The organism is Actinomadura sp. WMMA1423, assembly GCF_006547145.1.
In the GTDB taxonomy this organism is placed as follows: Bacteria; Actinomycetota; Actinomycetes; order Streptosporangiales; family Streptosporangiaceae; genus Spirillospora.
Map to the genome: position 1 here is coordinate 4,941,140 of NZ_CP041244.1, position 14,303 is coordinate 4,955,442.

A 14,303-nucleotide genomic window follows, 5' to 3' on the forward strand; every position below is an offset into this window, starting at 1 on the left:
GGCCGTGCAGGGGACCCTGACCGGGCTGAACGCCTACCCGCTCAAGAGCGGCGGTGGGACCGCGCTGCGCACCGCCGAACTGACCGCGCGCGGCCTGCCGTTCGACCGCGAGTTCATGCTGGTCACCCCGGAGGGCCGCTTCCTGTCCCAGCGCGACCACGCCCGGATGGCGCTGCTGAGCCCGGCCTACGACGGGACGCTCCTCACGGTCGAGGCTCCCGGCGCCTCGCGCCTCGTCCACAAGGCCGTGGACGAGGGCGAGGTGCGGGAGGTCACCGTCCACCGGTCGGAGTGCCGGGGCGTCGACCAGGGCGACGAGGCGGCGGCCTGGTTCGGCGACCTGCTCGGCGCCGACTGCCGCCTGGTGCGCTTCACCGGCCTGCGGCCCACGCGCCGCGGCGGCGGCGAGGTCATGTTCGCCGACGGCTACCCGCTGCTGGTCATCTCCGCCGAGTCCCTGGCCGACCTCAACGCGCGGCTGGACGAACCGCTCCCGATGAACCGGTTCCGCCCGAGCCTCGTCGTCGAGGGCCTCGGCCCCTACGGCGAGGACGAGGTGCGCCTGCTGCGCGTCGGCGAGACCGTCATCGAGATGGTCAAGCCGTGCACCCGCTGCGTCATCACCACCACCGACCAGCGGACCGGCGAGCGCGGCCGCGAGCCGCTGCGGACCCTCGCGTCCTACCGCACCCGGGACCGCGGCATCCAGTTCGGCCAGAACTGCGTGCCGCGCGTCCTCGGCACGCTCAGGGTGGGCGATCCGGTCGAGGTCGTGGCGGCCCGCACGCCCTGATGATCTTCGAAACACCGGCGGCGGGGGCCCGCCGCCCCTAGGCTCCTCCTGGGAATTTTCCCAGGGAACGCGAACCTTTGGCGTGTTCCGGAAGTCTCAACGAGCAGACTGACGCCCGCGGGGCCAAGGCCGGACACCACACCTCCGGCCCGATGGTTTACTGGGGTCGCGTCGGCAGCGGGGGGACACCGTCAGGCACGCTCGGCCCTCGTGCTCCCAACTGGATCGCACACGCAACCGCACCCGAGAGGAAGTTAGGCGGCATGAGCATGGGCCACGAGGTTCGCTACCGCATGCGCGGCGGTCGTCAGCTGCACGGCACGGTCTTCATCCAGGGGGCGAAGAACGCCGTCCTGCCGATGATCGGTGCCTCGCTGATGGCCTCCAGGGGACGCACCGTGCTGCGCAACGTCCCGATCATCGAGGACGTCCGGCGGGCGGTGGAGCTCGCGCGGGCCATCGGCGCCAAGGCCGAGCTGCACGAGACCGAGCGCACGCTGGTGATCGACGCGTCGTCGCTGAACAGCCCCGTGCTGCCCGCCGAGATCGCGTCCCGGTTCCGCGGCTCGTTTCTGTTCGTCCCGGCGCTGCTGCACCGCCTCGGCGAGGCGGTCATCGAGGGCGTCGGCGGCTGCAATCTCGGAAGCCGCAACCTCGACTTCCACTACAACGGCTTCAAGCGGATGGGCGCCACGGTCACCGAGCACGTGGCCGACAACGGCGACGGCATCATCCACATCAAGGCCGGCGACCTGCGCGGCGGGACGCTCTACTGCGACACCCCCTCGCACACCGGCACCGAGAACCTGATCATGGCGGCGGCGCTGGCGCACGGCACCACGCTGATCAAGAACGCGGCGCTGGAGCCCGAGGTGCTGGACAACATCGCCATCCTCCAGGCGATGGGCGCCCGGATCAGCGGCGGCGGCACCGGGTTCATCACGGTCGAGGGCGTGGACGAGCTCACCGCCGTCGAGCACACCGTGATGCCCGACCGGATCGACGCCGGCGTCTTCGTGATGGCCGCCGCGATCACCGGCGGCGACCTCAGCCTCGTCGGCGCCTCGCTGGAGCACCTCGGCGTCGCGGCCGACAAGCTGGAGCAGATGGGCGTCGAGTTCCACCAGCAGGGCGCCGTCCTCCAGGTGCGCCGCGACCGGACGCTCCGCCCGATCAACGTCATCACCGACGAGTACCCGGGCTTCGCCACCGACCTCCAGTCGCCGATCATGGCGGTGTCCTGCCTCGCCGAGGGCCCGTCCTACATCTACGAGCGGATCTTCGACGGCCGGTTCAAGCTGGCCGGCGAGCTGGCGAAGATGGGCGCCGACATCGAGGTGGACGGCAACCGCGCCAAGGTCAACGGCCCGCGCGGCCTGCGCGGCGCCGAGGTCGAGGCGCACGACCTGCGCTGCGGCAGCGCCCTCGTGCTGGCCGGCCTCGCCGCGGAGGGCGAGACCACGATCACCTCGGCCTACTACCTCGACCGCGGCCACGCGCACACGGCCGAGCGCCTCTCCCAGCTCGGCGCCGAGATCGTCCGCGAGGCCGGCTGACACGGTGACGGTTCCGTGGGCGCCGATCCCGGCGCCCACGCCGCGCGCCCTGAGATTCGCGCCCTGAGGCCGCCCCGCCACGGCGATCCCGGCGCCCGCGCCCCGAGACCCGTACTCGAGCCCCAGTGCCCGGTGCGTCGCTCCGCCCTGCGCGGCCGGGGGGCGGGGTCGGCCGAATGTGGCCTCGGTCTGACCAACTTCCCGTTGATCCCTGACGGGATGTGTAACGACCTACCGCAAATCCGTCGTGCCGTGTGTTACCGGCCGGTTACGCACGGCACGGATAGGGTGTCCTTAACCGGCCGATGACCGACTCTCTGACCTGCAGAGTCATGCCTGGAACGGTCCCGATGGACCGGACCGTAACGCGGTAAAAAATCACCGGCCGGCTCCAGGGGCCCACTCTGGCCGGATCACTCGTCCTTCCATAGCAGGCGAGATCGGTGCGCCGGATTTCGGCCTTCCTGTAAACCGAACGGACGCCGCAGGGGTCCCTCCAGTACGTAGGTGCGTCAGGAAGGGGCCTCCGCTGTGTTTTCGGGTCTTGTTTTTCTACTTCGGACATCCGAAGATGCAGGATCAAGGCTGGCCGAATGGTGACAAATTACTGACCAGGGGGTCGCGTAGGTTACTTTTTCGCCGCACTCTTGATTCGATTTCGCGTCTGGGTGTCACATCACGTAGCCCTGACCCGATCTGCCAGCTGGAAGGAAGAGCCCGCATCCGCTTCACCGGAGCGGACGGGGGCTCTGGTAAGAGGCCCGCTCAGCTTCAGGGAGGCGGGTCTGCGGGAAGGCGAATCGCACGGGAACTGCGGTGCCGGGTCAGAAGGCAGGGGCGACAAGCCATGAGTCAACCGTTGGGCGGAACGTGCGCGAGCAGGTGGCCGGGGCCGCGCCCCGGCCGAGGGGCCGGATTGGAAGCGAGCGATCACCGATGACGGCGGCACGCACGGGGTCGGTCACCCCCGACCTCACGATCGGTGTCGTGGGTCCCCATGACCTCGTGGAACGGGTCATGCTGATGGGCCACGGCCCCACTCCGGTACCGAGCAGGCTGGTGGCCGCCGCGTACCGCGACGAGCAGGAGGCCGCCGACAAGGTCGTCCGGCTGGGCTCGGGGGTGGACGTGTGCCTGTTCGCCAGCCCCGTCCCGTACGACTTCGCGCGCAAGGCCGGCGTCCTCACGATGCCCGCCACCTACGTGCCGCTGAACGGCGCCGCCCTGCAGGGCGCGCTGCTGCGGGCCTCCCTCGACGAGCGCTTCGACCCGGCCAGGGTCAGCATCGACGTGCTCGGCCGCGCCGAGGTCGAGGAGGCCTACTCCGAGATCAGCCTCGGCACCGAGCAGGTGCACCTGCGCGAGGAGGCCGCGGGCCCCGGCACGCTCGCCGCCTTCCACGAGCGGCTCTGGCGGCGCGGCGCGACGACCGTCGCGATGACCTGCGTGCACGCCACCGCCGAGCGCATGGAGATGGCGGGCGTCCCGACCATCCGCGTCCGGCCGACCGGGGCCGCGATCCGCAGCTCCCTGCAGACCGCCGCGCTCCTCGGCGCCCACCACCGCCTTGAGGAGTCACAGCTCGTCGTCGTGCTGGTGGACGTCCCGACCCTGCGCGAGACCCCGCGCCGCGTCACCCCCCGCTACTGGCGCGACGAGCTGAAGCTGGCCCTGCACCGGGTGCTCCTCCAGGAGGCGCACCGGATGAACGCCTCCGTGTGGCCGGTCGACGACCACAGCTACCTCGTCATCGCGACGCGCGGCTCCGTCACCGCGTCCACCGAGGGCTTCCGCACCCCGCCGTTCGTCGAGCGCGTCCGCGAGGAGCTCGGCCTCGCCATCGAGGTCGGCATCGGCATGGGCCGCACAGCCCACGAGGCGGAGAACCACGCCCGCGCCGCCCTGGCGCGCTCCCAGAGCTCCCAGCGGGCGCAGGGCTTCGCGCTCGACCGCGACGGCCGCGCGCTCGTCCCCGCGCCCCGCACGCCGCCGCGCGCCCAGCCTCAGGCCAAGCCGAAGGGCCTGGAGATCCTGGCCCGGCTCGCCGACAAGCTCGGCGACCAGGAGCAGCCCCTCATCGTCGACGCCGAGAACGCCGGCAAGATGCTGGGCGTCACGCCCCGTACGGCCCGCCGGCTGCTGCGCACCCTGGTCGAAGAGGGCCTCGCCTGGCCGCTCCCCCCGAACCGCACCCCCCAGCCGGGCCGCCCCCGCCAGCTCTACCGCCTGATCGTCGAGAAGCTCGGCCCGGCCGCGAAGACGAGCTGACCATGTTGATCGCGGTGCCCTCCTCCTTCGGGCCTGGCGGCCCTCCATCGTCGGGCCCCGCTGGCGATCGCCGGCATCGCTCCGACTCGCCTCGGCGGCTCGCTGCGCGATCAGATTCTCGCTCCGCTCGAATCTGCCTTCGGACGCGATCGCGACCTTGATGTGGTCGCGGGGTCGCGGAGAAGGGCGGCGAAGCGAGTCAGCGGTTGAAGGTCTTGGCGACGGCCAGGAAGGCGTCGTTCTCCTCGGGGGAGCCGATGGAGACGCGGGCGCCCTCGCCGTCGAAGGGGCGGACGCTCACGCCCTGGGCGTCGCAGGCGGCGGAGAACTCCATCGTGCGGTCGCCGAGGCGCAGCCACACGAAGTTGGCCTCGGTGGGCGGGACCGTCCAGCCGTCGGCGAGCAGGGAGTCGCGGACGCGGTCGCGCTCCTTCACGGTGCCCTCGACGCGCTCCATCAGCTCGTCGGTCGCCTCAAGGGACGCGATGCCGGCGGCCTGTGCCACGGAGTTCACGCTGAACGGCAGGAACGTCTTGCGGATGGACCCGGCGACGAGCGGGTGCGCGACGAGGTAGCCGATGCGCAGGCCCGCGAGGCCGTAGGCCTTGGAGAACGTGCGCAGGATCGCGAGGTTCGGGCGGTCGCCGTAGAGGGTGAGGCCGTCGGGGACCTCGTCGTGGCGGACGTACTCGCGGTACGCCTCGTCCAGGACGACCAGGCAGTCGGCGGGCACCCGGTCCAGGAACGCCTCGATCTCCGCCCGGGGCACGACGGTGCCGGTGGGGTTGTTGGGGTTGCAGATGAAGACCAGTCGCGTGTTCTCGGTGATGGCGTCGGCCATCGCGCTCAGGTCGTGGGTCTCGTCCCGCAGCGGCACCTGGACGCTCGTCGCGCCCGACAGCGACACCAGCAGCGGGTACGCCTCGAAGGAGCGCCACGCGTAGACGACCTCGGCGCCGGGCTCGGCGACCGCCTCCAGCAGCATCTGGGTCATCCCGACCGAGCCGCAGCCCACCGCGACGTGGTCGGCGGGGACGCCGCAGAACGACGCGATCGCCTCGGTCAGCGCGGTCGCGTTGTTGTCCGGGTAGCGGTTGACGTTCCGCGCCGCCTCGCCGATCGCCTCCACGACCGACGGGAGCGGGCCGTGCGGCGACTCGTTGGACGACAGCTTGAACGAGCGGCCCTCGGGCGACACCACGACCTTGCCGGGCCTGTACGCCACGAACCGGTCGAGGACCGAGCGGAAGCGGGGTGCGGTTGCCTCGGACACCGTTGTCCTCCAGATTGCGCATGGGGTGACGACCCCAGCCTATGCAGCGTCCCTCATCATCCAACAAACCGCCACGATCCGAACGAACTCCCAGTCCCGGGTGTCGGCCGGCCACCATCCCCGGTTGAAGGCGTCCTCCGCGAAACCGTGCAGGTACCCCATCAGCTCGTCCGCGCCGGGCGGTTCGCCGGGGGCGCCGAGCTCGTCGCGGAGGCTGGCCACGTGCTGGTCGACGGCCGCCGCGAGACCCGGGGAGCCGGACATCTCCGCGACGCCCGCCTCACCGATGTCCCGGACGATCAGGCCGAGCGCTTCTGGCGAGTCACCGTTCATAGGGGGTGAAACTAGCAACGCTCCGGCGCTGCTCGGAACATCACCCCAGGTAAAAGCTCACACGCGGGGCCGCAGCATGGGCGGCCTCAGCTGCTCGGCGTCGCCCCTGCGGTACAGCCGGGCGGGGCGTCCGCCGTCGCGCGTCGTCGTCCGGTCGGTCGGGATGAGGAACCGGTCGGCTCCGGTGACCTTCCGGTGGAAGTTCCGGGGGTCGAGGGTCGTGCCCCACACGATCTCGTAGACGCGCCTGAGCTCCGCCACCGTGAACTCGGGCGGGCAGAACGCCGCCGCCAGCGAGGTGTACTCCAGCTTCGCCCGCGCCCGCTCCATCCCGTCGCACAGGATCCGCCGGTGGTCGAACGCGGCGCGGTCGTGGTGGAGGAGGTCGTCCACGGCCGTCCACAGCACCTGGGCCCGGCTGGAGGCGGGCAGATCGGGCGCGAGCCCCAGGTAGGCGACGCTCACCACGCGCTGGCGGGGGTCGCGGTCGGGGTAGCCGTAGGTCGCGAGCTGCTCCAGGTGGATCCGCACGTCCGCGAGCCCGGCCCGCTCGGCCATCAGCCGGGCCGCCGCCACCGGCAGGTCCTCGTCGAGCTGGATGAACCCGCCCGGCAGCGACCACGCCCCCTCGTAGGGCGCCCTGTCGCGCCGCCACCGCAGCGCGCACAGGCGCTGCTCCCGCACGGTGAGCACGACGAGGTCGACGGATACGGCAAGCCGCGGCACGGACATGCAACGAACTTAGCGGGACCGGCCCCCCGCCGAGGCCAGGAAGGCCCGGCAGCGCCGGGCCTTCCGCTCGCGTGCGCCTAGTCCTCCTTGGGGATCTCCACCGGGACCGTCGCGGCCGGGGGGCCGCCGTGGCCGTTGGTGCCGGGCTGCGCGCCCTGGGCGTTCATGCCGGCGAGGAGCTGGCGGGCGACGCCGAGGCCGGTGCCGCCGAGGGTGAGGGCCTTGGCGAGCATGTCCTCGACACCCTGGGCGCCGTTCAGCACGACCATGTTGTCGACGTTGCCGAACACTCCCGCGCCCGCCTCGACGATCTGCGGCCACTTCTCGGCGAGCTGCTGGGCGATGACGGCGTCGGTGTTCTCCGCCAGCGCCTCGGCGCGGGCCTTGATCGCCTCGGCCTCGGCCAGGCCCCTGCGCCGGGTCGCGTCCGCCTCGGCCTCACCGATCAGCCGGATGGCCTCGGACTCGCGCTGCGCCTTCAGCTGGACCTCGGTCGCGGCGGCCTGGGCGTAGGAGATGCGCTCCTCGCGCTCGGCCTCGGCCAGCTTGACCTGCTCGTAGGCGCGGGCGTCGGCGGGCTTGCGGATCTCGCTCTCCAGCCGCTTCTCGGTGCGCTCGGCCTCCAGCTCGGCGTTGCGGGTCTCCTTGAGGATGACCTCCTGCCGGGCCTGCTGCGCGGCCTGCTGCACCTGGCCCTCGTACTCGGCCTTCTTCATCTCGGTGTCCCGGATGACGGCCGCGTTCTGCCGCTCGGTCTCCTGCTCGCGCTCGGTCGCCTCCTGGTTGCGCTCGGCCTCGGCGATGCGGGCGGCGGCGGCGACCTTGGCGGCGTGCGGGCGGCCGAGGTTGGTGATGTAGCCGGTCTCGTCGTCGATCTCCTGGATCTGCAGGGAGTCGACGATCAGGCCGAGCTTGCTCATCTCGTCGGCGGCCGAGCCGCGGGTCTCGGAGGTGAGCCGCTCGCGGTTGAGGATGAGGTCCTCGACGGTGAGGTTGCCGATGATGGAGCGCAGGTGGCCGGTGAACAGCTCGTGGATCGCCCCGTCCATCGACTTCTGCTGCTCCAGGAAGCGGCGGGCCGCGTTGGCGATCGAGACGAAGTCGTCCCCGACCTTGTAGATGACCACGCCGCGGACCTTGACCGGGATGCCCTGCTGCGTCACGCAGTTGACCTCGAGGTTGGCGGCGCGGCTGTCGAGCCGGAGCCTGCGCGCCGTCTGGAAGCCGGGCAGGACGGACGTCCCCTTGCCGGTCACGATCTTGAAGCCGAGGCTGTCCACCCCGTCGATCGGCTTGGACTTGGCGCCGAGGCCGGAGATGATCAGGGCCTCGTTCGGCTCGGCGACCCGCCAGACCATCTTGAACAGGATGATCAGCACGATGACGGCGACGACGGCGCCGATCGCCACGGCGAGCACGGGCATGGGCCTCCTCCTCCGGGAGTCGGGGCGGTTGGCCCGGATTGTCAGGCCTGTCCGCGTTTTCCATCAGACGCGGTAGAGGCCGGTTCGGTTCGATCTCCGGCCCGGAAGTTCATGTCCTCATCAGGCCAATCCCGGCGAGGGCCACCGGCCCGGCGGCTCAGCGGCTCAGCGGCTCAGTGCCGGCGCCACGTACACCGTGCGGGGCGGGTGGTACTCGACCACGACGACGATCGAGCCGACGCCGATCTCGTCGCGCGGGTCGAGGGGGTGGGCGTAGAACGCCTCCGCCCCGCCGCGTACCGCGATCATGACCTCGCCGACCAGTCCGGGACCGATCCGGCCGGTGACCCGGCCCTCCTTACCGATCAAGGAAACCCCCTGGGCTGGTCCGCCGGAGCCGCTCTCCGCGCCGCGTAAGGCGAACCTATCCGCTGCGGGAGACCCGCGGCGAGCCGCCAGACTCAGGGCAGCACGCGCTCGGCCTGCGCGAGCGCGTCGCGTGCGAGGCGCTCGGCGTCGGCGCGGGTGGCGCCGGGCCCGAAGACGGTGATCGTGGCGAGGTAGTGGCGCCCCCGGAACACGACGTACCAGGTCCGGGTACGGGAGCCTCCGCCAGTGGTGGCGACGCCGACGGTGCGCGAGCCCTCGCCGATGTCGCCCTTGGGCGCCTCGACCACCCGGTGCGACGCCCACGTGGAGCCGACCTTGGAGCGGAACCTCAGGCAGCCGGGCGGGACGCGGGCGTTGACCTGCTTCTCGGCGTCTCCGGCGGACATGCCCATGAGGGTCTCTGTCGCGGTCAGGCCGCTGCCGCCGGTGAACGACACGAGCGCGGCGGGCACGTCGCCCGCGACGCCGCCGCCGGGGCGTCCCGTCCCGCAGCGGGGCTTGTCCAGGACGGTCTCCCGCTGGAGCCTGGAGGCGTTCTGGATGGCCTTCAGCGAGCCGTACTCGCCCCAGTCGGGCTCCCCCGCGCGCCGGTAGCCGGGCGGCTGCTGGAGGAGCGCCTGCAGGAGCTGAGCGGAGGTGTAGCCGATGCCCGCCACCTCCGCGCGGGCGGTGCCGCGGACCTGGCTCGCGCGCTCGGCGTCGCCGCCGCACGCGGTGGCCGCGGCGGCCGTCGCCAGCAGCAGCATGACCGGGAGGAGCCTGTGCGCCATGGCGGCGACCCTAGGCGCGGAAGGGGCGCGCCGCCCGCGCCGACACGCGGGTCAGCCCTTTTCGGCCCGTTCGTTGTACTCCGCGGCGTACTCCTGGCCGGACATCTTCTGGATCGTCTCGACGATCTCGTCGGTGATGGCGCGGCGGGCCTTGGCGGGCGGCAGGTCGCGGTAGCGGGAGAAGTCCATCGGCGGGCCGATCCGGACGGTGGGGCGCGGGCCGAAGACGCGCGGGAACCCCGCGCCGATGGGCTGGATCTTCTCGGTGCCCTCCAGGGCGACCGGCAGGACGCGGGCGCCGGACTCCAGCGCGAGCCAGCCGATGCCCGTCCGGCCCCGGTAGAGGCGGCCGTCCGGGGAGCGGGTGCCCTCGGGGTAGATCGCGAACGCGCCGGCGTTGTCGAGGACCTCCAGGGCCTGCTCGAGGGCGCCCATGGCGGCCCGCCGGGCGCCGCGCCGCACCGGGACGTGGCCGAGGTTGGTGAAGAACCAGCGGACGAACCGGTTCTTGAGCCCGCCGCCCTCGAAGTAGGCCGCCTTGGCGATGTAGGTGACCGGGCGCGGGACCGCCAGGGGGATGATGAAGCTGTCGATGAACGACAGGTGGTTGCTCGCCACGATGAGCGGCCCGTAGCTCGGCACGTTCTCCCCGCCCACGACCCGCGGACGGAAAAGCAGCCACAGGATCGGACGCACCACGCGCGTCATGAACGTGTAGAACATCTAGCCTCCCGAATTCGCCACCGCCACTGTAACCTCCGCACCGATCAGGGCCGCGGTCAGCGTCCTTCTTTCCCGCTCCACGGCCGGTCAGGAATGGTCCAAGGGCAGGTCAGGTGCGGCGTGGCCGAGATTCGCGGCCAATTCTTACCCTCAAGTAAGTTTCTCTTCAGTAAGTTATTGCCCCGTTTACCGGATCTCCCGGGAGGCACCCGGAGGCCCCGGGCGCATCGTCAGGTACAGTCGGGACCGGGGATCAGACGGGCGTCCGGACCCGCGTTACGGTCCGCGGGGCGCGCGGGCGGCCGGGGTCCCTTTCCCGGGAACTGCTTGGATTACGGGCACGGGTGCGCAATCCTGAGGAGTCACCTGAGATGGCCGGGTACCACCGGAGTGGGGCGTGAGGTGACGATGGACTTCGACATCAGCCTGATGCGCGACGACCGCTGCACGCTCGTCCGCGTCAAGGGCGACATCGACGTGGTCTCCCGTGCGCGCTTCGAGGAGGCGCTCTTCGAGGCCGTGGCGGCCGGCGAGCCGATGGTCGTCGACATGCGCGAGGTCACGTTCTGCGACTCCACCGGCCTGAACGCGATCGTCGCCGCCAACCGCCGCGCCGGCGAGCACGGCACGCACCTCGCGCTGGTGGCGCTGCCGCCGCGCGTCCAGCGGGTCTTCCGCATCACCGGGATCGACAAGTTCATCCCGATCCACGAGACGCTGCGGGAGGCGATCGGCGCCTTCCCGTCCACGACGCCGTAGCGGCCGGACGGCGGCTCGCAGGGCTCGCGCCCACCCCCGGGGGCCCGGGAGGCTTAGGCACGGCCCTAGGCGCCCTCAGGCAGCGCCCACGGTTCTCAGGTGCAGCCCTCGAACTGGGGGACGCTGGTCGTCAGCTTGAGCCCCGACTTGCCGAACCACTTGGTCAGCAGCCGCTGGGCGGTCCCGTCCTGGTACATGTCGGTGATCGCCCGGTTGACCTCCTCGCAGCCCTTGAGGTCCCCCTTCTTCAGGCCGACGCCGTACTTCTCGTCGGTGAACGGCGCGTTGATCATCCGTCCGGGGCGGCCGGTGGCGAACCCGGCGAGGATCAGGTCGTCGGTCGACACCGCGTCCAGCCGGCCGCCGGCGAGGGCGTCCATGCAGGCGCCGTAGGTGTCCACGGTGACCGGCTGCGCGGCCACCTTGCGCTCCTCGATCACGCGGCGCCAGGAGTTGGAGCCCTTCACCTCGCAGATCCGCTTGCCCTTGAGGTCGCGCACGTCCTTGATCGCGCCGGCGTCGGCCCGCACGAAGGTGTCCTGGTGGGCGACGTAGTACGGGCCGGCGAAGGTGACCTTCGACTTCCGCTTCGCCGTGATCGAGTACGTCGCGACGATCATGTCGACGGTGCCGTTGGCGAGCGCGTCCTCGCGGATGGAGGAGTTCGTCGTCCGGAACGTGAGCCGGCCCTCCGGGACGCCCAGCTTGCCGGCGATATAGGTCGCGACGTCGACGTCGAAGCCCTCGTACCTCCCGTCCGGGCGCTTCACGCCGAGGGCCGGCTGGTCCTCCTTGACGCCGATGACGAGGGAGCTCTTGTCCGCGACGGAGTGCTCCTCCGCGGCCCCGAGCCCGCAGGCGGACAGCAGCGACGCCGCGGCGAGGACGGCCCCCGGGGCGGCGATGGCACGGGTCGCGCGCATGGCTTGATCTCCTTGATCAGGCGGACTCGGTCAGCGGAACTCGGCCAGCCGGGGGCGGACCCCCGCGAGGATCAGCGCGGCGATGACGGCGACGGCCACCGGCGGGACCGCGTTCCAGCCGCGCAGCCCGCCGTCGGCGTCCTCGATCGCCTTGTCGAAGGCGTCCTGGTGGACGGCGGTCAGCGAGCTCAGCGCCGCGTCGTAGGCGTCGAAGTCGCGGATCGCGTTGGAGGTGCGGCCCATCCGCAGGTCGACCGCGGCCGCCCGGTTCCCCGCCGACGCGAGCTGCCGCATCCGCGCGTCGTTGCGCTGGACGGTCCGGTACGCCGCGAGCGTCTTCGCCAGCGCGTCGCCCTCGCGGCCGCCGCCCGCCGTGCGCGCCTCGTCCCCGAAGAAGCCGAGGAACGGGGCGGTGCCCGAGCCCGGCCGGTACGCGCCGGCCTTCTGCTCCAGGCCCGCGTAGTAGTTCTCCAGGTTCACCGGCTTGTCGCCGAGGTCGGGGTAGATCACTGACAGCGACTTGTCGAGGTAGGTCTGCTCGTAGGTGTCGGCACGGCCGGGGTCGAGGAGGTAGCGGCTCTCGTCGGCGAACGCGCTGTGGCTGATCGCGCGGGCCCGCGACAGCTGCAGGATCGAGTCGAACCCGTCCTGCTTCGCCGTCCTGATGTGCCCGGCATGGGCGGTGAGCAGGCCCGCCCCCACCGCGGTGAGGACGACGGTGGCGAGCGTCGCCAGTACCAGCGCCGGGTTGAGGACCCGGCGGAACGTCCGCACGAGGTACAGCTGCGTCGCGATCAGGAGCAGCAGCACGATCACGCCGGTGACGGCGACCCAGGTGCGTCCGGTCAGCACCGCGGAGCGCTTGGTCTCGTAGGACTGCCGGACGGTCGCGCCGGTGTCGAGGGTGATGTTGTAGGCCTTCGGCAGCAGCTGGAGCTTCATCAGGTCGGTGGCCTGCCGGTAGGCGTTCAGGACCTGCGCGGGCGTCTGGCCGGGCGCGTGGTTGGACTGCGCGTCGATCTGCATGGCCTGGCCCACGAGCCGCTCGTACTTGCCGAGGCCGTCCAGCACCTCCTGGACGGTCCGCCGCAGCGCCGGGTCGCGCCCGGCGAGCTGCGCCGCCTGCACCGCCGCCGCGTCGGCCTCCGCGCGGCGCTTCTCGTACAACCGCAGCGACTCGTCGTAGCCGATGCCGAGACCGTGCTCGCGGCCGATCAGCAGGACGTTGGAGACCTGCGCGTCCATGTCGCTGAGCGCGAAGTACAGCGTGCCGGTCGCGACGACCTGCGGACCGGCGTCGTGCCCGATCGTCTCGACGGAGTCGCGCGCGTTGCCGAGGGCCACGGTGAGGACGGCCAGCAGCGCCACCAGCGCGGCCAGGCACAGCACGACATGCGCGCGGATGCGGCCGGGGATCGTCTTGAGCCACCGTCCGCGCACGAACGTCCTCAGCCGGCCGGTGCGCTGCGGGACGGCGGGCGGTCCGGCGGCTTGCGGGTCGGGCTGGGCCTGCTGCCCGGACGGTCGCGGTGCGTGCGCCGCCGGCGGTGCGGGGCTCATCGTCATGGCGTGCCCTCCTGCAGGGAAAGCGTGATGGTCGTCCAGGCGCCGACGTGGATGCGGTCGCCGTCGCCGACCGGAACCGGCGTGTTCACCGGGATCGGCCGCGTCGCACCGTTCACCGTCGTTCCGTTCGTCGAACCGGGGTCGATCAGGTTCCAGGAGCCGTCCGGCCGCGCGAGCAGGACGGCGTGCAAATGCGAGACGCCGGGGTCCTCGGGCGGCGCGCTGAGGTCGATCTCGGGCAGCAGCGCGCGGGAGGTGCTGCGCCGCCCGATCCGGACCTGGTCGCCGAGCAGCGGGACGCGCCGCTCCGGGCAGTACGGCGGGAACGCCAGGCCCGCGGCGTCCGGACCCATCTCCGCGACGACGGAGTCGAAGTAGGCGCGGTCGGCCCTGATCAGGGCGTGCGGCCCCGTCGCCGCCGGGACCGGGGCCGGGATGGGAGCGGACGCCTGGGAGGCGACCGGACCGCTGCCCACCCGCTGCTGCGGCACCAGCGGGACCGCGTGCGCGGTGCCCGCCGGGGTGAACTCGACGGTGTAGACGGTGCCGGTCTCGAAGTCGTACCCGTCCTCCTCGCAGAAGCGGCCGGAGCGCGGCGTCCCGCAGTGCGGGCAGGCGGGCTCCTCGCGCGGCGCGGGCTCGGAGCCCGGCGCGGGGCCCGCGGCCCGGCTCGGCGCGGACGCGGGCTCCGGCTCGGCGAACTCGGCGCGCTGCGCGCCGTCCATGAGGTCGCCGCACACGTCGCAGTAGTCGGCGGCCTCGGACGTGTGCCCGCTCGGGCAGACCGGCATGG

General features: G+C 72.0%; 14 protein-coding genes. 4 read left to right on the forward strand and 10 right to left on the reverse strand.

Features of this window, described 5'->3' with window-relative positions; translation table 11 throughout:
- Positions 1-4: 4 nt before the first annotated feature.
- The 3 genes from FKD65_RS22840 (at position 5) to FKD65_RS22850 (ending at position 4,617) form a co-directional block, all read left to right on the forward strand.
- Positions 5-793 carry an MOSC domain-containing protein gene (locus FKD65_RS22840; protein WP_141579420.1) on the forward strand — a complete coding sequence of 263 codons (789 nt, stop codon included), beginning with the start codon at positions 5-7 and terminating at the stop codon, positions 791-793.
- A 269-nt stretch (positions 794-1,062) separates the two neighbouring features.
- Entirely contained in the window at positions 1,063-2,349 is a 1,287-nt protein-coding gene (gene murA / locus FKD65_RS22845; protein WP_141587021.1) for a UDP-N-acetylglucosamine 1-carboxyvinyltransferase, read from the forward strand.
- 936 nt (positions 2,350-3,285) lie between these two features.
- Positions 3,286-4,617 (forward strand): transcriptional regulator, encoded by a 1,332-nt coding sequence (locus tag FKD65_RS22850; protein ID WP_141579421.1) that lies wholly within the window; start codon positions 3,286-3,288, stop codon positions 4,615-4,617.
- Between the two features lie 199 nt (positions 4,618-4,816).
- Here the strand turns inward: FKD65_RS22850 and hisC are convergent, their stop codons facing one another.
- The 7 genes from hisC to FKD65_RS22885 form a co-directional block, all read right to left on the reverse strand.
- On the reverse strand, positions 4,817-5,890 hold the full coding sequence (hisC, locus tag FKD65_RS22855) for a histidinol-phosphate transaminase (protein ID WP_141579422.1): 1,074 nt from the start codon (positions 5,888-5,890) through the stop codon (positions 4,817-4,819).
- Positions 5,891-5,929: 39 nt separating this feature from the next.
- Positions 5,930-6,223, reverse strand: a complete 294-nt coding sequence (locus FKD65_RS22860; protein WP_141579423.1) for a DUF6401 family natural product biosynthesis protein — start codon at positions 6,221-6,223, stop codon at positions 5,930-5,932.
- 57 nt (positions 6,224-6,280) lie between these two features.
- Entirely contained in the window at positions 6,281-6,955 is a 675-nt protein-coding gene (locus tag FKD65_RS22865) for an NUDIX domain-containing protein (RefSeq protein ID WP_141579424.1), read from the reverse strand.
- A gap of 77 nt (positions 6,956-7,032) precedes the next feature.
- Complete coding sequence (locus tag FKD65_RS22870; protein WP_141579425.1) at positions 7,033-8,379, reverse strand: flotillin family protein; 1,347 nt, start codon at positions 8,377-8,379, stop codon at positions 7,033-7,035.
- A gap of 165 nt (positions 8,380-8,544) precedes the next feature.
- The gene (locus tag FKD65_RS22875; RefSeq protein WP_141579426.1) at positions 8,545-8,748 is read right to left on the reverse strand and encodes a hypothetical protein; all 204 of its coding nucleotides are present in this window, start codon (positions 8,746-8,748) and stop codon (positions 8,545-8,547) included.
- A gap of 92 nt (positions 8,749-8,840) precedes the next feature.
- On the reverse strand, positions 8,841-9,539 hold the full coding sequence (locus tag FKD65_RS22880) for a hypothetical protein (protein ID WP_141579427.1): 699 nt from the start codon (positions 9,537-9,539) through the stop codon (positions 8,841-8,843).
- Between the two features lie 51 nt (positions 9,540-9,590).
- Positions 9,591-10,262, reverse strand: a complete 672-nt coding sequence (locus FKD65_RS22885) for a 1-acyl-sn-glycerol-3-phosphate acyltransferase (RefSeq protein WP_141579428.1) — start codon at positions 10,260-10,262, stop codon at positions 9,591-9,593.
- A gap of 408 nt (positions 10,263-10,670) precedes the next feature.
- Between FKD65_RS22885 and FKD65_RS22890 the strand changes: the two genes are divergently transcribed.
- On the forward strand, positions 10,671-11,021 hold the full coding sequence (locus tag FKD65_RS22890; protein ID WP_141579429.1) for an STAS domain-containing protein: 351 nt from the start codon (positions 10,671-10,673) through the stop codon (positions 11,019-11,021).
- 95 nt (positions 11,022-11,116) lie between these two features.
- Here FKD65_RS22890 and FKD65_RS22895 read toward each other — a convergent pair whose 3' ends face one another.
- From FKD65_RS22895 to FKD65_RS22905, 3 genes are read right to left on the reverse strand one after another with little or no spacing between them, the layout of a single operon-like run.
- Positions 11,117-11,944, reverse strand: coding sequence for a glutamate ABC transporter substrate-binding protein (locus FKD65_RS22895; RefSeq protein WP_141579430.1), 828 nt, complete (start codon positions 11,942-11,944; stop codon positions 11,117-11,119).
- Positions 11,945-11,974: 30 nt separating this feature from the next.
- Positions 11,975-13,510 (reverse strand): hypothetical protein, encoded by a 1,536-nt coding sequence (locus FKD65_RS22900; RefSeq protein WP_240809552.1) that lies wholly within the window; start codon positions 13,508-13,510, stop codon positions 11,975-11,977.
- Positions 13,507-14,301: an FHA domain-containing protein gene (locus tag FKD65_RS22905; protein ID WP_141579431.1), complete on the reverse strand. Its 795-nt coding sequence runs from the start codon at positions 14,299-14,301 to the stop codon at positions 13,507-13,509. The genes FKD65_RS22900 and FKD65_RS22905 overlap by 4 nt, the downstream gene beginning before the upstream one ends.
- Positions 14,302-14,303: the final 2 nt, after the last annotated feature.

Bases quoted from the DNA above. Each gene is read 5' to 3' on its own strand.
- murA (WP_141587021.1), top strand. From the start codon at position 1,063: ATGGGCCACGAGGTTCGCTACCGCATGCGCGGCGGTCGTCAGCTGCAC.
- FKD65_RS22850 (WP_141579421.1), top strand. From the start codon at position 3,286: ATGACGGCGGCACGCACGGGGTCGGTCACCCCCGACCTCACGATCGGT.
- FKD65_RS22860 (WP_141579423.1), bottom strand. From the start codon at position 6,223: ATGAACGGTGACTCGCCAGAAGCGCTCGGCCTGATCGTCCGGGACATC.
- FKD65_RS22865 (WP_141579424.1), bottom strand. From the start codon at position 6,955: ATGTCCGTGCCGCGGCTTGCCGTATCCGTCGACCTCGTCGTGCTCACC.
- FKD65_RS22870 (WP_141579425.1), bottom strand. From the start codon at position 8,379: ATGCCCGTGCTCGCCGTGGCGATCGGCGCCGTCGTCGCCGTCATCGTG.
- FKD65_RS22880 (WP_141579427.1), bottom strand. From the start codon at position 9,539: ATGGCGCACAGGCTCCTCCCGGTCATGCTGCTGCTGGCGACGGCCGCC.
- FKD65_RS22885 (WP_141579428.1), bottom strand. From the start codon at position 10,262: ATGTTCTACACGTTCATGACGCGCGTGGTGCGTCCGATCCTGTGGCTG.
- FKD65_RS22890 (WP_141579429.1), top strand. From the start codon at position 10,671: ATGGACTTCGACATCAGCCTGATGCGCGACGACCGCTGCACGCTCGTC.
- FKD65_RS22895 (WP_141579430.1), bottom strand. From the start codon at position 11,944: ATGCGCGCGACCCGTGCCATCGCCGCCCCGGGGGCCGTCCTCGCCGCG.
- FKD65_RS22900 (WP_240809552.1), bottom strand. From the start codon at position 13,510: ATGACGATGAGCCCCGCACCGCCGGCGGCGCACGCACCGCGACCGTCC.
- FKD65_RS22905 (WP_141579431.1), bottom strand. From the start codon at position 14,301: ATGCCGGTCTGCCCGAGCGGGCACACGTCCGAGGCCGCCGACTACTGC.